Below are 23,995 nucleotides of genomic sequence, written 5' to 3'. Positions count from 1 at the left end.
AATACTCCTGACAGGGTTACCGCGGGTGCGGTAACGATGTAATAACTGCGCATAGTGTAAGAGGGAAGCGCGCTGCCAGTTGAACTATTCACATGAATTAAACTAATGGATAACCGCGATTTTACTAATAGTGAGAGCGCTCTCTCATAATCAGTATAGCTAAGGTCGAGCGCCAATTTGCAGCGCCAGTTCGCGAATGATCCCGGCGGTCATTCCCCAGACAAAATAATGCTGGTACCAGGAGAGCCAGACGCGGTGGTCGTTACCCCGACGGTGGATGTCGAGCGGATGGTAGCGCCCCAGACGCAGGGCTTCGGCGAGCGGCATTTCAAATACCGCGGAGACTTCGTCCTGGCTGGCATGATAGTGCAGATTGGGGGGAATAATGCCCACCACCGGCGTCACCTGAAAACCGGTGACGCTGTCCACCGGCGGCAGAACGCCGATCACCTCGACGGCTTCCGGCGGGATCGCGACCTCTTCCTGGGCTTCGCGCAGAGCAGCAGCGATAAGCGTCGCATCGGTATTATCTACCGCGCCGCCGGGAAAGGCGACCTGACCGGCGTGCTTGCGCAGCAGCGGCGAACGCTGGGTCAGCAGCAGGCCGGGCTGCGGGCGGCGCACGATCGGCACCAGCACCGCCGCCTGCCGCTGATTGAGCGCGTGGCGCGAAGGCTGGGGGCGCAGCAGCTGGAAGCGGGACAGAAAATCATCCAGATTGAGGGCGTGGTCCGCCATGGTCTAGTTCTCCAGTTGGTGCAGGATACGATTAACTTTATCAAAAGTTTCCTGATATTCCGCATCTTCCTCGCTGTCCGCGACGATACCGCCCCCGGCGGAGCAATACAGCTGCCCCTGCCAGGCCGTCAGGGTGCGAATGGTGATGCTGGTATCCATATTGCCGCAATAGCTCAGGTAGCCGATGCTCCCGCACCAGGCGTTACGTCGCTGAGGTTCCAGTTCATCAATAATCTCCATCGCCCGGACCTTCGGGGCGCCAGTGATAGACCCCCCGGGGAAGGCGGCGCGCAGCAGATCGCTCGCATGCAGCGTCGCCGGTAAGCGGGCGGTGATGGTGCTGACCAGATGATGGACCGCCGGGAACGGCTCCACCACGAACAGCTCGGGTACCCGCACGCTGCCCGGCACGGCGACGCGGCCGATGTCGTTGCGCATCAGGTCGACAATCATTAAATTCTCGGCGCGGTCTTTCGGCGAATTCGCCAGCTTCTCAGCCTGCCGCGCATCTTCCTGCGGCGAATCGAGCCGCGGCAGGGTACCTTTTATCGGGCGCGTCTGGATCGCCCCCTGGCGCAGCTGAATAAAACGCTCCGGCGACAGGCTTAAAATCGCCCCTTCCTCAAGGCGAATAAAGGCGCTAAAGGGCGCGCGGTTGGCAACGTTCAGCTGGCGGAAAGCCTGCCATTCATCACCGACATAGTTGGCCTGAAAACGCTGGGCGAGGTTGACCTGATAGCAGTCGCCGCTGTGCAGATACGCCTGCACCTGGCGAAATTTCTCGCCGTACTGCTGGCGGCTCATATTTGACTGCCAGGCAGAGGTCAGGGTGAAGGGTTCCCTCGCCGGACGTGATTGCGCCAGCAGCCACTGCAGGCGCTGCTGCGGATCGTCATAGCTGAGCAGCGAAATTTGCTGGCGCTGATGGTCGACAATCAGCGCCCAGTCATAAATCCCCACCGCCATATCCGGCAGCGCGATATCGGCCTGCGCATAGTCCGGAAGTCGCTCAAAGCGACGGCCCAGATCGTATCCGAATAGCCCCAGTGCGCCGCCAAGAAACGGCAGATCGTCATCGGGCTGTGGCGTGAAAGGCTGACGATCCAGCTGCTGTTGAAGCAGTTGCAGCGGATCTTCCGCGGAGACCAAAACGGTTTCGCCGTCATCGACCCACGTCTGTTCACCGCGCGTCAACAGCGTGGCGCGCGGGGCAGCCACCAGGATATCAAAGCGGTTATGGGGATGGTCGGCAAAGCCGGAATGCAGCAGCATCGCCCAGGGCAGGGCGCTTAACGGCGCAAAATAGTGTTCGGCCGCATCCGGGCGCCAGGGCAGGGTAATAATCGCGGGGGACAACATCTTTCTCGATCCTGAACGTTGCCATCCCTCTGGCGTAGGCGGGGACGGCGTGAAATAATTACGCCCCACAATGTAGCAGGAGTAAAAGATGTTTGCAGGTTTACCTTCGCTGAGCCACGAGCAACAGCAAAAAGCGGTCGAACGTATCCATGAGCTAATGTCCCAGGGGATGAGCAGCGGCCAGGCGATTGCCCTGGTGGCGGAAGAGCTGCGCGCTAATCATACCGGCGAGCGGATCGTAGCGCGCTTTGAAGATGAAGATCAAGACGAAGATGAGGACGATTAATTACACCGCGGCGATAATTTTGATCTCAACTTTATACTGCGGGTTCATTAGCGTCGCTTCCACTGTGCAGCGCACCGGGGCATGACCAGCCACCACCCATGCGTCCCAGGCTTTGTTCATTGCCGCAAAGTCGCTTTTATCGGCGAGGAAGAGGGTGGCGTCAAGAATACGCGACTTGTCGCTGCCCTGTTTTTCCAGCACCGCGTCAATCTGCGCCAGGGTGTTGGCGGTCTGCTCGAAGGCGTCGGCATCGAGATTTGTCGGCACGCCGGTGTAGTACAGGGTCTGGTTGTGGATCACCACGTCTGACCAACGGGCTTCGGCATCAATACGCGTAATTGTCATGTCTTTTTCCTCTGTGAGCATTCCATTCGGCTGCGGCAAGACTGCCATAATGTTCCGCTCGCGTCACTACCCGGACTGGCGAAACGCCGTCCTCCCTGACATAATCACTGTCCAAATAACCAGGGGGCAATGTGATCGACGATTTTGCAGCAGACGGCCAGCTAGCCAAAGCCATACCGGGATTTAAGCCGCGCGAGCCGCAGCGCCAGATGGCGATAGCCGTTAGCGAAGCGATTGAGGCCTCCCGACCGCTGGTGGTGGAAGCGGGGACCGGAACCGGTAAAACCTACGCTTACCTGGCGCCTGCGCTGCGGGCGAAAAAAAAGGTGATTATCTCCACCGGCTCGAAAGCGCTGCAGGATCAGCTCTACAGCCGCGATCTGCCCACCGTCGCCAAAGCGCTCAAATTCACCGGTAAACTGGCGCTGCTCAAAGGGCGCTCCAACTACCTGTGCCTCGAACGTCTTGAGCAGCAGGCGCTGGCGGGCGGCGATCTGCCGGTACAAACCCTCAGCGATGTAATCCTCCTGCGCTCCTGGTCGAACCAAACCCAGGATGGCGATATCAGCACCTGCGCCAGCGTGGCGGAAGACTCCCAGGCCTGGCCGCTGGTCACCAGCACCAACGATAACTGTCTCGGGAGCGACTGCCCACTGTATAAAGATTGCTTCGTGGTGAAGGCGCGTAAAAAAGCGATGGACGCCGACGTGGTGGTGGTCAACCATCATCTGTTTCTTGCCGATATGGTGGTCAAAGAGAGCGGCTTTGCCGAGCTGATCCCCGAGGCGGAAGTGATGATCTTCGATGAAGCCCATCAGCTGCCGGATATTGCCAGTCAGTACTTTGGTCAGTCGCTCTCCAGCCGCCAGCTGCTGGATCTGGCGAAAGACATCACCATTGCCTACCGCACCGAACTGAAAGACACCCAGCAGTTGCAAAAATGCGCCGACCGCCTGGCGCAAAGCGCGCAGGATTTTCGCCTGCAACTGGGGGATCCCGGCTATCGCGGCAACCTGCGCGAACTGCTGGCGGATAGCCACATTCAGCGCGCGCTGCTGCTGCTCGATGACGCCCTTGAACTGTGTTACGACGTCGCCAAACTTTCGCTGGGCCGCTCGGCGCTGCTCGATGCCGCCTTTGAGCGCGCCACCCTCTATCGCGGGCGCTTAAAGCGGCTGAAAGAGATTAACCAGCCGGGCTACAGCTACTGGTATGAGTGCACCTCGCGCCACTTTACTCTCGCCTTGACGCCGTTGACCGTGGCCGAGAAGTTTAAAGAGGTGATGGCGCAGAAGTCGGGAAGCTGGATCTTTACCTCAGCGACGCTGTCAGTGAACGACGATCTGCACCACTTCACCGCCCGGCTGGGGATCGACGAGGCGCAGTCCCTGCTGCTGCCGAGCCCCTTTGATTATCAACATCAGGCGCTGCTCTGCGTGCCGCGCAATCTGCCGCTGCCGAACCAGCCTGGCGCGGCGCGCCACCTGGCGGCGATGCTCAAGCCGCTGATCGAGGCCAACGACGGCCGCTGCTTTATGCTGTGTACCTCGCACGCCATGATGCGCGATCTGGCGGAGCAGTTCCGCGCCACCATGACGCTACCGGTGCTGCTGCAGGGGGAAACCAGCAAAGGCCAGCTGCTGCAGCAGTTTGTCAGCGCCGGCAACGCCCTGCTGGTGGCCACCAGTAGCTTCTGGGAAGGGGTCGACGTGCGCGGTGATGCGCTGTCGCTGGTGATCATCGATAAGCTGCCGTTTACTTCGCCGGACGACCCGCTGTTAAAAGCGCGCATGGAGGATTGCCGGCTGCGCGGCGGCGATCCGTTCGATGAAGTACAGCTCCCGGAAGCCGTCATCACCCTCAAACAGGGGGTGGGGCGTCTGATCCGCGATATCGACGATCGCGGGGTGCTGGTGATCTGCGACAACCGGCTGGTGATGCGCCCCTACGGCGCGGTGTTCCTGGCCAGCTTACCTCCTGCGCCGCGGACCCGCGATATCCGCCGGGCGGTGCGCTTCCTCGCCGTGCCGCCGGCAAGGTAATCCGCACTAAAATGTGTTAAGCTGCGCGCCATTTTGTTAATTAGCGGTTCCCAATAGACTTCGGGCGGCATGGCGGCGGGTTGGCCGTTTGCCGGAAAACTGGCTGCCTGAAGGCCTGAACTATGTAACGAGAGCGTGACCACCCATGCGAATTTTGGCTATCGATACCGCCACAGAGGCCTGCTCCGCGGCGCTGTGGAATGATGGCACCCTTAGTGCTCATTTCGAAATTTGTCCCCGCGAACATACCCAACGTATCCTGCCGCTGGTGCAGGAGGTCCTCACCGAGAGCGGCGCCACGCTGACCGAGCTGGACGCGCTGGCCTTTGGCCGCGGTCCGGGTAGCTTTACCGGCGTGCGCATCGGGATCGGTATCGCTCAGGGGCTGGCACTGGGCGCTGAGCTGCCAATGATCGGCGTTTCCACGCTGGCCACCATGGCGCAGGGCGCCTGGCGCAAAACCGGCGCCACCCGCGTGCTGGCGGCCATTGACGCGCGAATGGGCGAAGTCTACTGGGCCGAGTACCAGCGCGACGAGCAGGGCGTCTGGCATGGCGAAGAGACGGAAGCGGTGCTCAAACCGGAAGCGGTAGCCGAACGGCTGGCACAGCTTTCCGGCGAATGGGCCACCGTCGGCACCGGCTGGCAGGCGTGGCCGGATCTGGCGAAAGCGAGCGGACTGACCTTAAGCAGCGGCGAAATTGAACTGCCGGCGGCGGAGGATATGCTGCCGTTAGCCTGTTACCTGCTGGCGGCGGGGAAAACCGTGGCCGTGGAGAAAGCGGAGCCGGTTTATTTGCGAAACGAGGTGGCGTGGAAGAAACTTCCAGGCCGCGAGTGAATCTCAGTAACAAGAAGACTGAGAAAAGGAGTCGCATCATGGCGGGTCAAAAACAGGGCGTTCGCTGGCTGTTAGCCGCGGCGGTTGCCGTTGCGCTAAGCGGCTGCGTGTCAGTGCCGGATGCCATCAAAGGCACCAGCCCTACGCCGCAGCAGGATTTAGTGCGGGTGATGAACGCGCCGCAGCTGTACGTTGGCCAGGAAGCACGCTTTGGCGGCAAAGTGGTCAATGTGCAGAACCAGCAGGGTAAAACCCGCTTAGAAATCGCCACCGTACCGCTGGACAGCGGCGCACGGCCTGTGCTGGGCGAACCGTCTCGTGGGCGGATCTATGCCGACGTTAACGGCTTCCTCGATCCGGTCGACTACCGCGGCCAGCTGGTGACCGTGGTCGGGCCGATTGCCGGCGTGGTCGACGGCAAAGTGGGCAGCACGCCGTACAAATTTATGCTGATGAACGCCATCGGCTACAAACGCTGGAACGTGGTGCAGCAGGTGGTGATGCCGCCGCAGCCCATCGAGCCGTGGATGCTGGGTCCACGCCCCTGGGGTTACGGCTATGGCGGCTGGGGCTGGTACAACCCCGGCCCTGCTGAGGTGAGAAACGTCGTAACTGAATGATTTTGTTGTTTATGTTAGTTCAAAGAAACAGCGGCCGGTCCGCTGTTTCTTTGTTTTCAGTCGAATAAGAAAAAAAATAGTGACGCGCTTCGCAACCTGCTCATTGCCTAATTAATAAACTGGTACGCTGAGTTAATATAATGTTAACAAAATGTATTTACCAGGGGCTGTGATGACGACGAATAACTATTTCAGAGGTGATGCAGTGAAAAAGGTTTGGCTAAACCGTTATCCCGCAGATGTTCCTGCGGAGATAAACCCTGACCGCTATCAATCCCTGGTTGAATTGTTTGAACATGGCACCACCCGCTACGCCGACCAACCGGCGTTTATCAATATGGGTGAAGTGATGACCTACCGTAAGCTGGAAGAGCGTAGTCGCGCCTTCGCCGCTTACCTTCAGGAGGGGTTAGGATTACAGAAGGGCGATCGCGTGGCCCTGATGATGCCTAACCTGCTGCAGTATCCGGTGGCCCTGTTTGGCATCCTGCGCGCCGGGATGATCGTGGTCAACGTCAACCCCTTGTATACCCCGCGTGAACTGGAGCATCAGCTCAACGACAGCGGCGCGGCGGCGATCGTCATCGTCTCCAACTTTGCCCATACCCTGGAAAAAGTGGTGGCGAAAACTCAGGTTAAGCACGTGATCCTGACGCGAATGGGCGACCAGCTCTCCACCGCCAAAGGCACGCTGGTGAACTTTGTGGTCAAGTACATCAAGCGCCTGGTGCCGAAGTACCACCTGCCGGATGCCATCTCGTTTCGCAGCGCGCTGCAGCATGGCTACCGCATGCAGTACGTGAAGCCGGAGATCGTTCCAGAAGATCTGGCGTTTCTGCAGTACACCGGGGGCACCACCGGCGTGGCCAAAGGGGCGATGCTGACCCACCGCAACATGCTGGCTAACCTCGAGCAGGTCAATGCCACCTACGGCCCGCTGCTGCATCGCGGCAAAGAGTTCGTGGTGACCGCGCTGCCGCTGTATCACATTTTCGCCCTGACCATGAACTGCCTGCTGTTTATCGAACTGGGCGGGCAAAATTTGCTGATCACCAACCCACGCGACATTCCCGGGCTGGTGAAAGAGCTGGCGAAATACCCCTTTACCGCCATGACCGGGGTCAATACCCTGTTCAACGCCTTGCTGAACAACAAAGAGTTTCAGCAGCTTGATTTCTCCTCGCTGCACCTGTCCGCCGGCGGTGGGATGCCGGTGCAGCAGGCGGTGGCCGAGCGCTGGGTAAAACTGACCGGACAATATCTGCTGGAGGGCTACGGCCTGACCGAGTGTTCGCCGCTGGTCAGCGTCAACCCGCACGACATCGACTACCACAGCGGCAGCATTGGCCTGCCGGTGCCTTCCACTGAAGCCAAACTGGTGGACGACGACGATAACGAAGTGGCGCCGGGTCAGCCGGGCGAGCTCTGTATCAAGGGGCCGCAGGTGATGCTGGGCTACTGGCAGCGTCCTGACGCGACGGATGAGATTATCAAAGACGGCTGGTTGCACACCGGGGATATCGCGGTGATGGATGACGAGGGATTCCTGCGTATCGTTGACCGGAAAAAAGATATGATCCTGGTGTCGGGATTTAACGTCTATCCGAATGAAATCGAAGATGTGGTCATGCAGCACAGCGGCGTCCTCGAAGTGGCGGCCATCGGCGTGCCGTCCGGCAGCAGCGGTGAAGCGGTGAAGATTTTCGTGGTCAAGAAAGATGCCGCGTTAACCGAAGAAGCGCTGATTACGTTCTGCCGCCGCCATCTCACCGGCTACAAAGTGCCGAAGCTGGTGGAATTCCGTGACGAACTGCCGAAATCCAACGTCGGGAAAATTTTGCGGCGAGAACTGCGTGACGAAGCGCGCGCTAAAGTGGACAATAAAGGCTAAGTAACGAATGAGTCGCCTGACGCCGGCTACGCCGGCGTTTTTTATGGGCGCAAGTTAAGAGAGTATGCTTTGAACTATCAGATGATCACCACCGACGATGGCCTGCGCGCTGTCTGCGAAGCGGCAAGCGCGGCCTCCACCGTTGCTCTGGATACGGAATTTGTCCGCACTCGCACCTACTATCCGCAGCTGGGCCTGCTGCAGCTGTTCGACGGCACTCAGGTCTCTCTGATCGATCCCTTGACGATTAGCGACTGGGCGCCGATGCGTGAGCTGCTGCTTAACCAGGATGTGACTAAATACCTGCATGCCGGTAGCGAGGATTTAGAAGTCTTCCTCAATGCGTTCAACCTGATGCCGCAGCCGCTGATCGACACCCAGATCCTGGCGGCGTTCTGCGGCCGCCCGATGTCCTGGGGCTTTGCCTCCATGGTGGAAGAGTATTCCGGAGTGGCGCTGGATAAAAGTGAATCCCGCACCGACTGGCTGGCGCGCCCGCTGACCGAGCGTCAGTGTGAATACGCCGCAGCTGACGTCTGGTACCTGTTGCCGATCGCCAGCCAATTAATGGCGGAGACCGACCGCGCAGGCTGGCTATCGGCGGCGCTGGACGAATGTCGTCTGATGCAGCAGCGCCGTCAGGAGGTGGTCGACCCGGCCGAGGCCTGGCGCGACATCGGCAACGCCTGGCAGCTGCGTACCCGCCAGCTGGGCTGCCTGCAGCTGCTGGCAGAGTGGCGTCTGCGCAAAGCGCGTGAGCGCGACCTGGCGGTGAACTTTGTGGTGCGGGAAGAGCATCTGTGGAGCGTGGCGCGCTATATGCCCACCAGCCTCGGCGAGCTCGACAGCCTCGGGTTGTCCGGCAGTGAAATTCGCTTCCACGGCAAAACGTTGATTAGCCTGGTCGAGAAAGCCCAGGCGCTGCCGGAATCGGCCCTGCCGGCGCCGCTGCAGAACCTCATTGACATGCCGGGTTACCGCAAAGCCTTTAAAGATATTAAAGCGCTGGTGCAGGAAGTGAGTGCCGATAAGGGCGTGAGCGCGGAACTGCTGGCCTCGCGTCGGCAGATCAACCAGCTGCTGAACTGGCACTGGCAGTTGAAAACGCAAGCCGGTGAGCCTGAGCTGATTTCCGGCTGGCGCGGCGAACTGATGGCCGAGCGGCTGAAGTCGCTGTTAAACGACTATCCGCGTTAACGAACGGCCAGTTCCAGGCAATAAAAAACCGGCGGCGCAGGGCGTTGCCGGTTTTTTTTCGGGGCGGAACAACAGGGTCAGGGTTTCGACTCTTCCGTTTCGGGTAGGGTCACGTTCAGCTCAAGAATCGAAATATCACCATCCCGCTGCTCCAGCTGCACGCTGACCATCTCCGGGTCGATCTGCACGTATTTACAGATCACTTCCAGAATATCTTTGCGCAACTGCGGCAGGTAGTGCGGCTCCGCGTCGCCGCGGCGACGCTCGGCGACGATGATTTGCAGGCGTTCTTTCGCAATATTAGCCGTGTTCTTTTTTCGCGAGAGAAAAAAGTCGAGTAAAGCCATAATTTATCCTCCGAACAGGCGTTTGAGGAATCCTTTCTTCTCTTCTTCAATGAAGCGGAAAGGGCGTTCTTCTCCGAGCAGACGTTCAACGGTATCGGCATAGGCTTTGCCTGCGTCCGACGCGGCATCCAGAATCACGGGCTCACCCTGGTTGGATGCGCGCAGAACTGACTGGTCTTCCGGGATCACGCCCACCAGATTAATGCGCAGAATTTCCAGCACGTCTTCCATGCTCAGCATATCGCCTTTATTGACGCGGCCTGGATTGTAGCGGGTCAGCAGTAAGTGCTCTTTGATCGGCTCTTCGCCATTTTCCGCACGACGGGATTTCGACGCGAGAATGCCAAGGATACGGTCGGAGTCGCGAACGGAGGAGACTTCCGGGTTGGTGGTGATAATGGCTTCATCAGCAAAGTAGAGGGCCATCAGCGCACCGGTTTCGATACCTGCCGGTGAATCACAGACAATGAAATCGAAGTCCATTTTCTTCAGTTCTTCGAGAACTTTGTCGACGCCTTCGCGGGTCAGGGCGTCTTTATCCCGGGTCTGAGAGGCCGGGAGAATGTAGAGATTTTCCGTGCGCTTATCTTTGATCAGCGCCTGGTTCAACGTGGCATCGCCCTGGATGACGTTGACGAAATCATAAACGACGCGACGTTCGCAGCCCATAATCAGATCGAGGTTACGCAGGCCGATGTCGAAGTCGATAACGACGGTTTTCTTTCCCTTCTGGGCCAAACCTGTAGCGATGGCCGCGCTGGAGGTGGTCTTGCCAACGCCCCCTTTACCCGAAGTCACAACAATAATGCGTGCCATAGAAATTCCTTGTTAAAAAGGGATTAATTCAACGGTTGAACTGTCAAAGCGCTTTCACCTAAACGCAGGCGTGCCGCTTTGCCATAAAATTCGGCCGGGATGTTATCGCTCAGCCAATATTCCCCGGCGATGGAGACCAGCTCCGCCGCAAGGTGGGTACAAAATATCTGGGCGTCTCTGTCGCCACCGGCGCCTGCCAGCGCGCGTCCTCGCATCATGCCATATACATGGATATTGCCGTCAGCGATAAGTTCCGCACCGGCACTCACATGATTTGTAACAATAAGATCACAGTGTGGCGCATAAATGCGCTGACCGGAACGTACCGGCTGATCAATCAAACGCGTTTTTGTGATCTGGTTAGCAACTGGCGGCGGCGGAGGGGTGGGTTCGGACGGTGCCGGACGAGGGGCTTTCTCTTTCCCTTCGGTTAATAACGGGATCCCGGCGCGATCGATTTCGGTTTTCAGGCGCGGGATTTTGCATCCGCTGACGCCCATAATGCGTAAACCGGTCGCGGCGATGGCCTCGTTAATGGCGCGCCATTCGACCTCCTCCTCCACGCTGGCGATATTCACCACCACCGGAGCATGGCGTAAAAAGGCGGGAGCCTGGGCGATTTTGTCTTCTAACGCCTGACGAATAACCTCGGGATTTGCATCGTGCAAATGAACGACAGATAACGTGAAGCTACTGCCTTTAAGTTCGATTGGCGTATTTGACATCCTGGCCTTACTCAATTTGCTGTTTATCAACCGCAGAAGTGCGGTGATATTCCGAAGACTAAAAGGCATGTTATAGTCACTCATATATTGAGGCAAGTGACCACGGGTCTAATTCCGAGTAAAACTATGTTTTGTGTGATCTATCGAAGTACTAAACGTGAACAAACCTATTTATATGTCGAAAAAAAGGACGATTTCTCACGCGTTCCTGACGAGCTAATGCGCGGCTTCGGCACGCCGCAAATGGCGATGCTGCTGCCGCTGGATGGGCGCAAAAAGCTGGTTAACGCCGACCTGGAAAAAGTGAAACAGGCGTTGAGCGAGCAGGGCTATTACCTGCAACTTCCCCCGCCATCTGAAAATCTACTAAAGAAACACCTGGCGGAACAGGGGAAACAATCCGATTAACCCATGAGGGAAAATAATGTACCAACATCATAACTGGCAGGGTGCGCTTCTGGATTATCCAGTGAGCAAAGTGGTTTGCGTCGGCAGTAATTATGCAAAACACATCAAGGAAATGGGCAGTGCGACGCCGGAAGAGCCGGTGCTGTTTATTAAACCTGAGACCGCGCTGTGCGATCTCCGTCAGCCGTTGGTGCTTCCTGAAGGGCTGGGCTCAGTGCACCACGAAGTCGAGCTGGCGGTGCTGATTGGCAGTACGCTGCGTCAGGCAACGGAAGAACATGTGCAGAAAGGGATCGCCGGCTATGGCGTCGCGCTGGATCTCACCCTGCGCGACCTGCAGGCTAAGATGAAAAAGGCCGGGCAGCCGTGGGAGAAGGCGAAAGGCTTCGATAACGCCAGCCCGATCTCCGGCTTTATCCCGGCCGCTGAGTTCCACGGTGACCCGCAGAATACGCCGTTAAGCCTGAAGATTAATGGCGAAGTGCGCCAGCAGGGAACCACTGCCGACATGATCCATAAGATTGTGCCGCTGATCGCTTACATGTCGCGCTTCTTTACCCTCAAAGCCGGGGATGTGATCCTCACCGGCACCCCGGAAGGGGTGGGGCCGCTGCACAGTGGTGACGAGCTGGAAGTGGGTTTCAACGGCCTGTCGCTCACCACCCGCGTGCTGTAAGCGCTGCTTGCCGCCTTTTGGGGCGGCAAAACTTGCATCGGCGTGCCAGACTGGTTATAAGGTGCACCCTTAACTGGCAACGACGGACACTCCGATGAGCGAACAACCTTTCTGGCAACAAAAAACACTGGATGCAATGACCGACGCGGAGTGGGAATCGCTGTGTGACGGTTGCGGCCAGTGCTGCCTGCACAAGCTGATGGATGAAGACACCGATGAAATCTACTTCACCAACGTTGCCTGCCGTCAGCTCAATATCAAAACCTGCCAGTGCCGTAACTACGAGCGTCGCTTCGAATACGAGCCAGACTGCATCAAGCTTACCCGCGAAAACCTGCCAACCTTCGAATGGCTGCCGCCGACCTGCGCCTATCGCCTGCTTGCGGAGGGCAAACCGCTGCCGGCCTGGCATCCGCTGTTGACCGGTTCAAAAGCGGCAATGCACGGTGAACGCATCTCCGTTCGCCATATTGCGGTGCCCGAGTCCACTGTCGTCGACTGGCAGGACCATATCCTCAATCTGCCTGACAGGGCGCTGTAAACGCCAGATCGCGCTTTCTTCGCAGGTGACATCATGTGCGCCTTGAGACAGGCAGGATATGATTCAGCGACCGGCTGCTGGCATAAAAAAACGCCCCGCAGGGCGTTTCATCTTGTGCTGTACACGCAGCGACTTAGCGGCCAAACAGATCGCGTTTTTTGATTTTGACCGGCTGAGCAATGATCACCAGGATGGCGACCACCAGATAGGCAGCAAAAATACCGACCAGCCATTGCGGCATTTCCAGCGACAGAAATTGCCACTGACGTACCGAACAGTCGCCGGAGGCAACAAACATCTGCGGCAGCCATTTATCCAGCGGCAGCCAGGTCGGGAAGCGGGCGGCGAAATCGCAGGTCTGGAACGGCGAAGGGTGCAGCTGGATCATCGTATGCTCCCACGCCAGCTGCAGTCCACGTATTGCGCTGTACAACCAGATCACCATGGCGACATAGCGCAGCGGCGTTTTAGGCGCGATGGCGCCCACCAGCCCCGCGCCCATGATGCCGAGCAGGGCACAGCGTTCGTAAATACACATCACACACGGCTGCAGCAGCATCACATGCTGGAACCACAGCGCAACGAGTTCGAGAATAAAAGCGGTCAATGCCATCAGGAGCCAGGCACCGCGTCCCCTTGAGCACTGGTTTAAATATTGCAACATAATCATTTCCCTGGAAGATGCTAAATCATGGCAGTGTAAACGAAAACCGAACCGACGCCAGCGGCCCGGCAGAAAATATTACGTAACGGGTTATTGAATGGCCCGGATGGATCCGGGCCAGGATCGGGTCAGGGTAGCGTGGGCGTGGTCACCCAGCCGTGCGCCAGCAGCCAGTTGGTGACCGGCATCAAGGTGAACTCGACGCACAGCAGGCCGACCAGCGTCAGTACGATGGTGTAGGGCAGCGCCATCCACACCATGCGGCCATAGGAGAGTCGGATCAGCGGCGCCAGCGCGGAGGTCAGCAGGAACAGGAATGCCGCCTGGCCGTTGGGGGTGGCGACCGACGGCAGGTTGGTACCGGTGTTGATCGCCACTGCCAGCATCTCAAACTGTGGCAGGCTGATAACGCCATGTTCGAGGGCCGTTTTCGCTTCGTTAATGTAGACCGTGCCGACAAAAACGTTATCCGAAATGGACGACAGCAGGCCGTTAAACAGATAAAAGAGCGACAGCTGTGCGTGCGGCGAGGCCTGCAGCACAAACTCAATGACCGGAGTGAACAGCTGCTGGTCGATGATCACCGCCACAATGGCAAAGAACACCGTCAGCAGCGCGGTGAAGGGCAGCGCCTCGGTGAACGCCTTGCCAATGGCGTGCTCATCAGTCACCCCGGAAAACGTGGTGGCGAGGATGATCACCGACAGGCCAATGAGCCCGACTTCGGCCAGATGAAAGGCGAGGGCGACGATCAGCCAGACACCAATCACCGCCTGGGCAATCAGCCGCAACTGCTCCTGACGGCTGCGCTGGGCGCGACTGCGGTCGTCAAAGTCCTGCAGCACCTTCCGCACCGCGGGCGGCAGCGGTTCGCCGTAGCCAAACAGGCGATACTTTTCGACCAGCAGGCAGGTCAACAGCCCACACACCATCACCGGCAAGGTGACGGGCGCCATGCGGATAAAGAACTCGCCAAAATGCCAGCCCGCCGCTTTGGCGATAATCAGATTTTGCGGTTCGCCAACCATGGTCATGACTCCGCCGAGGGCGGTCCCGACGCCGGCGTGCATCATCAGGCTGCGCAGAAAGCCGCGGAACTGCTCCAGCACCTCGCGGTAGTGCTGCTCGATATGGCTGTCGTCCAGCAGATCGTTATCATCAGGGCGAGCCGAAGCGACGCGATGGTAGATGCCGTAGAACCCAACGGCGACGCTAATCACCACCGCCACTACGGTAAGCGCATCGAGAAAGGCGGAGAGGAAAGCGGCCGCCAGGCAGAAGGCCAGCGACAGCAGCATCTTGCTGCGGATCCCCAGCAGCAGGCGCGTGAAGACGAACAGCAGCAGTTGTTTCATGAAGTAGATGCCCGCCACCATGAAGATCAGCAGGAGCAGCACTTCAAGGTTGCCGGCGATCTCTTCCCGCACATGCGCCGGGCTGGTCATGCCGATCAGCAGTGCTTCAATCGCCAACAGGCCGCCCGGCAGCAGCGGGTAGCACTTCAGCGCCATGGCGAGGGTAAAGATAAACTCGATGACCAGCAGCCAGCCGGCGACAAACGGCGCCACGGCAAACACCAGCGGATTTACGATTAAGAAAATGATTAACGCCAGCTTGTACCAGTCAGGCGACTGGCCAAGAAAATTGCGCCACAGCGCGCGGCCATATGAAATTTCCACGACAGAATCCTTCCCCGTCAAATTAGTACATGATTTTGTGCGTAACTATTGGCAAGAGTACCAGTTGAGCAAAATGAGAAGCAACTTTCTTCGCACCGCGGCGGCGGTGACGGGAGATAAGGAAAAGCGCAAAGTAAAAACGGAAAATGAAACGGCGATCCCTTTTTAATTCACTTGCGATGCTATCTGCGCTATAGCGGCTCTGGTATGATGAGTGCAATTGCAACAATGTGTAATGGAAATATTATTATGGTCATTAAGGCGCAGAGCCCTGCGGGTTTCGCGGAAGAGTATATCATTGAGAGCATCTGGAATAACCGCTTCCCACCTGGATCGATTCTCCCCGCTGAACGCGAGCTTTCTGAGCTGATCGGTGTTACCCGCACCACTCTGCGCGAAGTGTTGCAGCGTCTGGCGCGTGACGGCTGGTTGACCATTCAGCATGGCAAACCCACTAAAGTGAACAACTTCTGGGAGACCTCCGGGCTGAATATCCTCGAAACGCTGGCACGTCTCGATCACGACAGCGTGCCGCAGCTGATTGATAACCTGCTCTCCGTGCGCACCAATATTTCCACGATTTTTATTCGCACCGCGTTCCGTCAGCATCCGGATAAAGCGCTGGCGGTACTGGACAGCGCCCGGGAAGTGGAAGATCACGCCGATGCCTTTGCCGACCTCGATTACAACATCTTCCGTGGTCTGGCGTTTGCCTCCGGCAACCCGATTTACGGCCTGATCCTCAACGGCATGAAGGGGCTGTATACCCGCATCGGCCGCCACTATTTCTCCAGCCCGGAAGCGCGCAGCCTGGCGCTGGGCTTTTATCATCAGCTGGCGAAGGTGTGCGAAGGCGGCCTGCACGATCAGGTGTACGAGCTGGTCCGTCGCTACGGCCATGACAGCGGGGAGATCTGGCATCGGATGCAGAAATCGCTGCCCGGCGATTTAGCCATGAATATGCGTTAAGCCGGATATTAGCGATCGATAAACAACATAAGGGGGCCAATGGCCCCCTTCGTCGTTTTCATCGTCCCGCAATGCTATAGCGCGTTCGGGCGCGCCGGGCAGCGGTCCAGCAGCTCAATGCTGCCGTCGGCGTTCTGCTGCTCCAGCAGCACATCGAATCCCCACAGACGATGCACATGTTTCAGCACTTCGCGCCGGCCTTTGTCCAGTGGGACGCGGTTGTGCGGCACATAGCGCAAGGTCAGCGAGCGGTCGCCGCGCAGGTCAACGTTCCACACCTGGATATTCGGCTCAAGATTGCTGAGGTTATACTGCGCCGAGAGCTTGTTGCGGATCTCGCGATAGCCCTCTTCGTTGTGGATCGCCGAGATCTCAAGATAATTGTTGTGATCGTCGTCGAGCACGGTGAAGAAGCGGAAATCGCGCATGATCTTCGGCGACAGGAACTGACTGATAAAGCTCTCGTCCTTAAAATCACGCATCGCGAAATGCAACGTTTCCAGCCAGTCAGAACCGGCGATATCCGGGAACCAGTACTTGTCCTCTTCCGTGGGCGACTGACAGATGCGCTTGATGTCCTGGAACATGGCGAAGCCCAGCGCGTAGGGGTTAATCCCGCTATACCACGGACTGTTGTACGGCGGCTGGAACACCACGTTAGTGTGACTGTGGAGAAACTCCAGCATAAAGCGCTCCGTCACTTTCCCTTCATCATAGAGATGGTTGAGGATGGTGTAGTGCCAGAAGGTCGCCCATCCCTCGTTCATCACCTGGGTCTGTTTCTGCGGATAGAAATACTGGCTGACTTTACGCACGATGCGCAGGATCTCGCGCTGCCACGATTCGAGCAGCGGGGCGTTCTTCTCCATAAAGTACAGCAGGTTCTCCTGCGGTTCGGAAGGGTAGCGACGGGCGGACTCAATCGCTTTTTCTTCCTCGCGCTTCGGCAGGGTGCGCCACAGCATATTCACCTGGCTTTGCAGATACTCTTCCCGGCTTTTCTGCCGCGCTTTCTCCTCTTGCAGAGAGATTTTTTGCGGACGTTTATAGCGGTCGACGCCGTAGTTCATCAGCGCGTGGCAGGAGTCGAGCAGTTTCTCCACTTCGTCGACGCCATAGCGCTCTTCGCACTCGGTAATGTATTTGCGGGCGAAGATCAGGTAGTCGATGATCGAGCTGGCGTCGGTCCAGCTGCGAAACAGATAGTTATTTTTAAAGAACGAGTTATGCCCATAGCAGGCGTGCGCCATGACCAGCGCCTGCATGGTGATGGTGTTTTCTTCCATCAGGTAGGCGATACAAGGATTGGAGTTGATGACTATCTCATACGCCAGGCCCTGCTGGCCGTGCTTATAGGCCTGCTCGGTCTCAATGAATTTTTTGCCGAACGACCAGTGCGGATAGTTGATGGGCATGCCGACGCTGGAGTAGGCGTCCATCATCTGCTCGGAAGTAATGACTTCGATTTGGTGCGGGTAGGTGTCAAGACGATAGAGCTTGGCGACCCGGTCCACTTCGGCCAGGTAGGTCTCCAGTAACTCGAACGTCCAGTCGGGTCCATCGCTTAAACGGGTGGTGTCCCTGTTCATGGAGTCAATCGTAGCCATTAGCGCGCCCTCGTTGTTGTTGGTTTTCTCTGAACGGAAAACCTCTAAACAAGCATAGAACACCGGATGGCAAACTGTATCGTCAGACAATTTCTTTTCTTCGCGATTTCCCCATCTCAAAGCCGTTTTTTGCGCTTATTTACAGAATTTAATGCTGGGTAAAAATAAAGCGCAGCATGAGATCGTAAATCTCGCAGCGCAGGGCTGGTGCGGTTTGCTGTGAGTTAAGTCACCATAAATAAAGCGTATGTTGAATAATATTTTCAACTGAGTTATCAATTTGTAATTAGATGATTGTTCTTTAACTGTTACGGAGTCGCTATGCGTGTCGTCATACTGGGAAGTGGGGTGGTTGGGGTAGCCAGCGCGTGGTATTTGAGTCAGGCGGGTCATGAGGTGACGGTTATCGACCGTCAGCCTGGCCCGGCAGAGGAGACCAGCGCGGCCAACGCCGGGCAGATTTCTCCCGGCTATGCGGCGCCCTGGGCGGCGCCGGGGGTGCCGCTGAAGGCGATCAAATGGATGTTTCAGCGCCATGCGCCGCTGGCGATAGGCCTTGACGGCACGTCGTTCCAGCTGAAGTGGATGTGGCAGATGCTGCGTAACTGCGACACCCGCCACTATATGGAGAACAAAGGCCGTATGGTGCGCCTGGCGGAGTACAGCCGCGACTGCCTGAAAGCGCTGCGCGACACCACCGGCATTCAGTATGAAGGACGTCAGGGCGGGACACTTCAGCTGTTCCGGACCGCCAAACAGTATGAAAATGCCACCCGCGACATCGCGGTGCTGGAAGATGCCGGCGTGCCGTACCAGCTGCTGGAAGCGAAGCGGCTGGCGGAGGTGGAGCCGGCGCTGGCGGAAGTCAGCCATAAACTGACCGGCGGCCTGCGCCTGCCCAATGATGAAACCGGTGACTGCCAGCTGTTTACCACCCGTCTGGCGGCGATGGCGGAACAGGCCGGGGTCACCTTCCGCTTCAACACCGCCGTGGACGCCCTGCTGCAGGAGGGCGATCGCATTGCCGGGGTGAAATGCGGCGATGAGATTATCAAGGGCGACGCCTATGTGATGGCCTTCGGCTCCTACTCAACGGCGATGCTTAAAGGGCTGGTGGATATACCGGTCTATCCCCTGAAAGGTTACTCATTAACCATTCCGATTGCCCAGGAGGACGGCGCGCCGGTTTCCACTATCCTTGATGAGACATACAAAATCGCTATTACCCGTTTCGATCAGCGCATTCGCGTCGGCGGCATGGCCGAGATCGTCGGTTTTAACAAAGCGCTGCTGCAGCCGCGTCGCGAAACCCTGGAGATGGTGGTGCGCGACCTGTTCCCACGCGGCGGCCACGTGGAGCAGGCGACGTTCTGGACCGGCCTGCGGCCGATGACGCCGGACGGCACGCCGGTGGTCGGACGCACGGCGTATAAAAATCTGTGGCTCAACACCGGCCACGGCACGCTTGGCTGGACCATGGCCTGTGGTTCCGGGCAGCTTATCAGCGATCTGATCTCCGGGCGCACGCCGGCGATCCCTTACGACGATCTGGCGGTCGCCCGCTACAGCCCCGGCTTCACCCCGGCGCGCCCACAGCATCTGCATGGCGCACACAACTAAGGAGCTTGCATGACCCGTCCGGTAGTGGCCAGCATCGACCTGCTGGCCTTGCGGCAGAATTTACAGATAGTGCGTCGCGCGGCCCCCGGGGCGCGCCTGTGGGCGGTGGTCAAGGCCAACGCCTACGGCCACGGCGTGGCGCGCGTATGGAGTGCGTTAAGCGGGGCGGATGGTTTCGCCTTGCTCAACCTGGAAGAGGCGATTCTGCTGCGCGAGCAGGGCTGGAAAGGTCCGATCCTGCTGCTGGAGGGCTTCTTCCATGCCGATGAGCTGGCGGTGCTCGATCAATATCGCTTAACCACCAGCGTCCACAGCAACTGGCAGATTAAGGCGCTGCAGCAGGCGAAGCTGCGCGCGCCGCTGGATATCTATCTCAAGGTGAACAGCGGGATGAACCGGCTGGGCTTTATGCCGGAGCGGGTGCATACCGTCTGGCAGCAGTTGCGGGCGATAAGCAACGTCGGAGAAATGACGCTGATGTCGCACTTCGCGGAGGCGGAGAACCCGCAGGGGATTGTCGAGCCGATGCGCCGTATTGAACAGGCGGCGGAGGGGCTGGATTGCCCGCGCTCGCTGGCCAACTCGGCGGCGACTCTCTGGCATCCGGAAGCGCATTTTGACTGGGTGCGTCCGGGCATCGTGCTGTATGGCGCGTCGCCTTCCGGGCAGTGGCAGGACATCGCGAACACCGGGCTGAAGCCGGTCATGACGCTGCGCAGCGAAATCATCGGCGTGCAGAACCTGCGCCCCGGCGAGGCGATTGGCTATGGCGGCCTGTACCGCACCACCCAGGAGCAGCGGATCGGCATCGTCGCCTGCGGCTATGCCGATGGCTATCCGCGGGTGGCGCCGAGCGGCACGCCGGTGCTGGTGGATGGCGTACGCACCACCACCGTTGGACGCGTATCGATGGATATGCTGGCGGTCGATTTAACGCCTTGTCCGCAGGCCGGTATCGGCGCGCCGGTCGAGCTGTGGGGCAAAGAGATTAAAATCGACGACGTGGCGGCCAGCAGCGGCACCGTCGGCTATGAGCTGATGTGCGCCCTGGCGCCGCGGGTGCCGGTTGTGACCCTGTAACTTATTCCGGGGCGGATCACTCCGCCTCGTCTTCCGCGACCCGCACCCCGACCTTCAGCACGTGATCGTTCTCTTTTTCCGCCACCGTCCACACCATTCCGGCGAACTCCACCTGGTCGCCCACCACCGGCGCCGCGCCCAGCAGCTGCTGCACCACTTCCCCGAGCGATTGCTGATGCTCGCGAAACTCCTCTCCGCCGTCGAGACCGTAGATTTGCGCCACATCGGCGAAGCGGGCCTCGGCATCAAGAATAAAGTCGCCGAAAAAGCGCTGATCGAGCGCCACCGGCGGCGACTGGCTGAACATTTTGCCCAGCGCCGGCAGGTCGTGCTCCCGGCCAATGACGCACAGGATATCGCCTTCCCGCAGGCGGGTGCTGCCGGTAGGGTGCAGCAGGGCATTGTTGCGAAACAGCGCCGCAATCCGCGTCTCCGGCGGCATATGCAGATCGCGCAGCGCCGCGCCGATGCACCATTTATCGGCGCCCAGCTGATAGACAAACTGCTCCCACGGGTTTTCCGGGTGAATATCCAGCCCGACGCGGGAGATGGGCCAGCTGATGGGCGGCACCACCACTTTGGCTTTTTTCGCCGCCCACGACAGCGAGGTGCCCTGCAGCAGCAGCGACACCAGCACCACGAAGAAGGCGACATTGAAGAACAGACGGGCGTTGTCCAGCCCGGCCATCATCGGGAATACCGCGAGAATAATGGGCACCGCGCCGCGCAGGCCAACCCAGCTGATAAACACCCGTTCGCGCAGGTTAAAGCCGCGAAACGGCAGCAGGCCGGCAAACACCGACAGCGGACGGGCAAAGAAAATCATCCACATCGACAGCAGCAGCGCCGGGATGGCGATAGGCAGCAGGTCGGATGGCGTCACCAGCAGGCCCAGCACCAGGAACATGGCGATCTGCGCCAGCCACGCCAGGCCGTCGAAGTTCTGCAGGATGCCGTGTCGGTTGCGGATCGGCCGGTTGCCCAGCAGAAAGCCGCAGAGATAGACGGCAAGGATACCGCTGCCGTCGAGGGTGGTGGTGACGGCAAAAATCATGATCCCGCCGCTCAGCGCCAGCAGCGGATAGAGTCCGGCGGGCAGCACGATGCGGTTAATCATCTGCAGCAGCAGGTAGCCGCCGCCGAGGCCGATGGCGATCCCGAGGCCGAACTGCTGAATGATATGCACGGCGAACATCCAGCTGAGGCCGGTTTGGTGCTGCTGGATCATTTCGATAAGGGTGATGGTCAGGAAGACGGCCATCGGGTCGTTACTGCCTGACTCAATCTCCAGCGTTGAGCCGACGCGCTCGTTGAGCCCCTTGCCGCCGAGCAGCGAGAAGACCGCCGCGGCGTCGGTGGAGCCGACAATAGCGCCGATCAGCAGGCCTTCGATCATATCCAGCTTGAACAGCCAGGCCGCCATCATCCCGGTTAGCGCCGAGGTGATCAGTACCCCGACCGTCGCCAGCGATAGTGCGGGCCACAGTGCGACGCGAAAGGAGCTGGCCTGGGTGCGCATCCCGCCGTCCAGCAGGATCACCGCCAGCGCCAGGTTACTCACCATATAGGCGAAGGGGTAGTTGTCGAAGGGGATGCCACCGATGCCGTCAATGCCTGCCAGCATCCCGATGGCCAGAAAGATGACCAGAATCGGGATGCCAAGGCGCGAAGAAAAGGAGCTCAATAAGATACTGCAGGTTACTAAAACAGAACCCAGAATAAACAGACTAATGACCGCAGCGGCGTCCAATGTTCACGTACTCCCTGACTGGCGTGAAAAAATGGCTAAAAGTGACACTATTTTAACAATTCGCAGGGGATCCGCCTATGCGTCCGGGAAATTTATTCTGTCAGCACCGGGTGGCCGCTGATCGTCAGAGTGGTGGTGGCTGCCTGATTCACCAGTCGCGCGCGGGCGCCCAGCGGCAGGGTCACCGTGCGCTGCTCGTGGCCAAACTCCAGTCCGCTAATCAACGGCAGGGAGAGCTGCTGGCGCAGGTAATCAAAGACCTGCGGCAAATCGTACCCCGCGTCATAGTCGTTTGGCGCGCTGCCGGTGAAGCTGCCAAAGATCACCGCTTTCTGCGCCGCCAGCACGCCGCTATGCAACAGCTGAAGCAGCATGCGCTCGACGCGGAACGGGTGCTCGTTGATATCCTCCACCACCAGGATGCCGTCGCGGATCGCCGGTAGCCACGGCGTGCCGATAAGCGAGGTCAGCATCGCCAGATTTCCCCCCCACAGGGTGCCTTCCACCCGGCAGTTCGGCCCTTCGCCCGGCCATTCGAGGGTAAATTCCGGCTGGCGTAGCGCCTGCCAGAAATGGTGCTCGGTAAACGGATCGAGGGTCTCCGCGCCGAAGTTGCCCGCGAGCATTGGCCCGCTGAAGGTGATGACGTTGCCCGTAGCCAGCAGGCCCGACTGGATAGCGGTGAAATCGCTGTGGCCGCAAATCAGCAGCGGGTCGCGCTGCTGGCGGGCAATCAGTCCCTGCCAGTCGATATGCGGCAGCAGGCGACTGGCGCCGTAGCCGCCGCGCACCGCGAGGACGATACGGTTGCGTCCGGGCAACTGGGCAAGCTGGTTAATATCGGCCAGGCGTTCATGTTCAGTCCCGGCGAAACGCTGCTGCCGGCGGGGAATGACCTGCTGGTGGCCCACCTCATGTCCGGCCTGCTGCAGACGCTCGACGCCGCGGGCTGCCGCCTGCTGGTTGATGCAATAACCCGATGGCGCGACCAGATAAAACTGAGACATGATAATTCCTTGCTATGAATGAAAGGGTTATGATGCCGCCTGGAATGGCGATTGTCATCTCCAGGTGGCTAACTTCAGTCCGCACCCGTCATCCTTCAGGTTGTCGGCAGGCGGGGGACGTACCGCTGCCGTCGTTCTGCAGCATGATGGCGTTTGGGTAGATAAGGATAGATGTGTGAAATTGAGATGGTTGCTTATTTTAGTCGTTTTTCTGGCCGGTTGTAGTTCGAAACATGATTACACCAATCCGCCGTGGAACCCCGAGGTCCCGGTGAAGCGGGCGATGCAGTGGATGCCGATCAGTGAAAAAGCCGGCGCCGCCTGGGGCGTGGATCCGCAGTTGATCACAGCGATCATCGCCATCGAGTCGGGCGGTAATCCAGCGGTGGTGAGTAAATCCGGCGCCGTCGGGCTGATGCAGCTCAAGCCGTCGACCTCCGGACGCGATGTCTACCGGCGTATGGGCTGGCGCGGCGAGCCGTCGGTCAGTGAGCTGAAAAACCCGGAACGTAATATCTCGATGGGGGCCGCCTACCTGAGCATTCTGGAGAACGGTCCGCTGGCGGGGATCAAAGACCCGCAGGTGATGCGCTACGCGGTGGTGGTCTCCTATGCCAACGGTGCCGGCGCCCTGCTGCGTACCTTCTCGTCGGACCGCCAGGACGCCATCGATGAGATTAACGATCTCGACGCCGATGAGTTCTTCGAGCATGTGGTGAAAAAACACCCGGCACCGCAGGCGCCGCGCTATATCTGGAAACTGCAGAAAGCGCTGGACGCCATGTAA

The 23,995-nt window shown here is 58.8% G+C and carries 24 protein-coding genes and 1 pseudogene; 14 read left to right on the top strand and 11 right to left on the bottom strand.

Features of this window, described 5'->3' with window-relative positions; translation table 11 throughout:
* Positions 1-159: 159 nt before the first annotated feature.
* Together CWM61_RS03785 and pabB are read right to left on the bottom strand one after the other, a co-directional pair.
* A complete protein-coding gene (locus CWM61_RS03785) occupies positions 160-738 on the bottom strand; it encodes a CoA pyrophosphatase (RefSeq protein ID WP_008804292.1) in 579 nt (192 codons plus the stop codon).
* 3 nt (positions 739-741) lie between these two features.
* The gene (gene pabB / locus CWM61_RS03780; RefSeq protein WP_074385473.1) at positions 742-2,097 is read right to left on the bottom strand and encodes an aminodeoxychorismate synthase component 1; all 1,356 of its coding nucleotides are present in this window, start codon (positions 2,095-2,097) and stop codon (positions 742-744) included.
* A gap of 88 nt (positions 2,098-2,185) precedes the next feature.
* On the opposite strand from pabB, the gene CWM61_RS03775 reads away from it, so the two are divergent.
* Complete coding sequence (locus CWM61_RS03775; protein ID WP_100630713.1) at positions 2,186-2,383, top strand: YoaH family protein; 198 nt, start codon at positions 2,186-2,188, stop codon at positions 2,381-2,383.
* Here CWM61_RS03775 and CWM61_RS03770 read toward each other — a convergent pair whose 3' ends face one another.
* Positions 2,384-2,728 carry a RidA family protein gene (locus tag CWM61_RS03770; RefSeq protein WP_061156348.1) on the bottom strand — a complete coding sequence of 115 codons (345 nt, stop codon included), beginning with the start codon at positions 2,726-2,728 and terminating at the stop codon, positions 2,384-2,386.
* A 131-nt stretch (positions 2,729-2,859) separates the two neighbouring features.
* Between CWM61_RS03770 and CWM61_RS03765 the strand changes: the two genes are divergently transcribed.
* The 5 genes from CWM61_RS03765 (at position 2,860) to rnd (ending at position 9,319) form a co-directional block, all read left to right on the top strand.
* Entirely contained in the window at positions 2,860-4,770 is a 1,911-nt protein-coding gene (locus tag CWM61_RS03765; protein ID WP_061154139.1) for an ATP-dependent DNA helicase, read from the top strand.
* A 145-nt stretch (positions 4,771-4,915) separates the two neighbouring features.
* On the top strand, positions 4,916-5,611 hold the full coding sequence (tsaB, locus tag CWM61_RS03760; protein ID WP_008804296.1) for a tRNA (adenosine(37)-N6)-threonylcarbamoyltransferase complex dimerization subunit type 1 TsaB: 696 nt from the start codon (positions 4,916-4,918) through the stop codon (positions 5,609-5,611).
* A 38-nt stretch (positions 5,612-5,649) separates the two neighbouring features.
* Entirely contained in the window at positions 5,650-6,231 is a 582-nt protein-coding gene (locus CWM61_RS03755) for a Slp family lipoprotein (RefSeq protein ID WP_071000919.1), read from the top strand.
* Positions 6,232-6,436: 205 nt separating this feature from the next.
* Positions 6,437-8,122, top strand: a complete 1,686-nt coding sequence (gene fadD, locus CWM61_RS03750; protein WP_074386165.1) for a long-chain-fatty-acid--CoA ligase FadD — start codon at positions 6,437-6,439, stop codon at positions 8,120-8,122.
* An 81-nt stretch (positions 8,123-8,203) separates the two neighbouring features.
* The gene (gene rnd, locus CWM61_RS03745) at positions 8,204-9,319 is read left to right on the top strand and encodes a ribonuclease D (RefSeq protein ID WP_162678272.1); all 1,116 of its coding nucleotides are present in this window, start codon (positions 8,204-8,206) and stop codon (positions 9,317-9,319) included.
* Positions 9,320-9,396: 77 nt separating this feature from the next.
* Here the strand turns inward: rnd and minE are convergent, their stop codons facing one another.
* Genes minE through minC form a run of 3 tightly spaced genes read right to left on the bottom strand, consistent with a single transcriptional unit; the run spans position 9,397 to position 11,207 of the window.
* Positions 9,397-9,666, bottom strand: coding sequence for a cell division topological specificity factor MinE (gene minE, locus CWM61_RS03740; protein ID WP_004103270.1), 270 nt, complete (start codon positions 9,664-9,666; stop codon positions 9,397-9,399).
* A 3-nt stretch (positions 9,667-9,669) separates the two neighbouring features.
* Entirely contained in the window at positions 9,670-10,482 is an 813-nt protein-coding gene (gene minD / locus CWM61_RS03735) for a septum site-determining protein MinD (RefSeq protein ID WP_008804300.1), read from the bottom strand.
* Between the two features lie 23 nt (positions 10,483-10,505).
* Entirely contained in the window at positions 10,506-11,207 is a 702-nt protein-coding gene (gene minC, locus CWM61_RS03730; protein WP_008804301.1) for a septum site-determining protein MinC, read from the bottom strand.
* A 126-nt stretch (positions 11,208-11,333) separates the two neighbouring features.
* Here minC and CWM61_RS03725 point away from each other — a divergent pair, with 126 nt between their 5' ends.
* The 3 genes from CWM61_RS03725 (at position 11,334) to CWM61_RS03715 (ending at position 12,832) form a co-directional block, all read left to right on the top strand.
* Positions 11,334-11,615, top strand: a complete 282-nt coding sequence (locus CWM61_RS03725) for a YcgL domain-containing protein (protein WP_004203320.1) — start codon at positions 11,334-11,336, stop codon at positions 11,613-11,615.
* 16 nt (positions 11,616-11,631) lie between these two features.
* The gene (locus CWM61_RS03720; protein ID WP_012967776.1) at positions 11,632-12,291 is read left to right on the top strand and encodes a fumarylacetoacetate hydrolase family protein; all 660 of its coding nucleotides are present in this window, start codon (positions 11,632-11,634) and stop codon (positions 12,289-12,291) included.
* 94 nt (positions 12,292-12,385) lie between these two features.
* Positions 12,386-12,832, top strand: coding sequence for a YcgN family cysteine cluster protein (locus tag CWM61_RS03715; protein WP_061154143.1), 447 nt, complete (start codon positions 12,386-12,388; stop codon positions 12,830-12,832).
* Positions 12,833-12,965: 133 nt separating this feature from the next.
* On the opposite strand, the gene dsbB is transcribed toward CWM61_RS03715, so the two are convergent.
* Both dsbB and nhaB read right to left on the bottom strand, forming a co-directional pair.
* On the bottom strand, positions 12,966-13,496 hold the full coding sequence (gene dsbB / locus CWM61_RS03710; RefSeq protein WP_074385477.1) for a disulfide bond formation protein DsbB: 531 nt from the start codon (positions 13,494-13,496) through the stop codon (positions 12,966-12,968).
* 128 nt (positions 13,497-13,624) lie between these two features.
* A complete protein-coding gene (gene nhaB, locus CWM61_RS03705) occupies positions 13,625-15,175 on the bottom strand; it encodes a sodium/proton antiporter NhaB (protein ID WP_074385478.1) in 1,551 nt (516 codons plus the stop codon).
* Between the two features lie 249 nt (positions 15,176-15,424).
* On the opposite strand from nhaB, the gene fadR reads away from it, so the two are divergent.
* Positions 15,425-16,144 carry a fatty acid metabolism transcriptional regulator FadR gene (gene fadR / locus CWM61_RS03700; RefSeq protein ID WP_012541278.1) on the top strand — a complete coding sequence of 240 codons (720 nt, stop codon included), beginning with the start codon at positions 15,425-15,427 and terminating at the stop codon, positions 16,142-16,144.
* A 74-nt stretch (positions 16,145-16,218) separates the two neighbouring features.
* Here fadR and CWM61_RS03695 read toward each other — a convergent pair whose 3' ends face one another.
* A complete protein-coding gene (locus CWM61_RS03695) occupies positions 16,219-17,751 on the bottom strand; it encodes a SpoVR family protein (protein ID WP_004203310.1) in 1,533 nt (510 codons plus the stop codon).
* A gap of 88 nt (positions 17,752-17,839) precedes the next feature.
* Between CWM61_RS03695 and CWM61_RS29025 the strand changes: the two are divergent.
* The 3 genes and pseudogenes from CWM61_RS29025 to dadX all read left to right on the top strand — a co-directional run.
* Positions 17,840-17,974, top strand: a pseudogene (locus CWM61_RS29025) (hypothetical protein); the annotation flags it as partial.
* 98 nt (positions 17,975-18,072) lie between these two features.
* Entirely contained in the window at positions 18,073-19,371 is a 1,299-nt protein-coding gene (locus CWM61_RS03690) for a D-amino acid dehydrogenase (RefSeq protein ID WP_008804309.1), read from the top strand.
* Between the two features lie 9 nt (positions 19,372-19,380).
* A complete protein-coding gene (dadX, locus tag CWM61_RS03685) occupies positions 19,381-20,451 on the top strand; it encodes a catabolic alanine racemase DadX (protein ID WP_100630712.1) in 1,071 nt (356 codons plus the stop codon).
* A 16-nt stretch (positions 20,452-20,467) separates the two neighbouring features.
* Here the strand turns inward: dadX and CWM61_RS03680 are convergent, their stop codons facing one another.
* Positions 20,468-22,201 carry a potassium/proton antiporter gene (locus CWM61_RS03680; RefSeq protein WP_074385480.1) on the bottom strand — a complete coding sequence of 578 codons (1,734 nt, stop codon included), beginning with the start codon at positions 22,199-22,201 and terminating at the stop codon, positions 20,468-20,470.
* A 92-nt stretch (positions 22,202-22,293) separates the two neighbouring features.
* Complete coding sequence (gene ldcA / locus CWM61_RS03675) at positions 22,294-23,208, bottom strand: muramoyltetrapeptide carboxypeptidase (RefSeq protein WP_100630711.1); 915 nt, start codon at positions 23,206-23,208, stop codon at positions 22,294-22,296.
* Positions 23,209-23,383: 175 nt separating this feature from the next.
* Between ldcA and emtA the strand changes: the two genes are divergently transcribed.
* Positions 23,384-23,995: a membrane-bound lytic murein transglycosylase EmtA gene (gene emtA, locus CWM61_RS03670; RefSeq protein WP_008804313.1), complete on the top strand. Its 612-nt coding sequence runs from the start codon at positions 23,384-23,386 to the stop codon at positions 23,993-23,995.

The organism is Klebsiella sp. K-Nf6 (assembly GCF_002806655.1).
Lineage (GTDB): Bacteria > Pseudomonadota > Gammaproteobacteria > Enterobacterales > Enterobacteriaceae > Klebsiella > Klebsiella variicola.
Note: the sequence above shows the minus strand (reverse complement) of the source record. Positions and strands in the feature narration are given on the sequence as shown.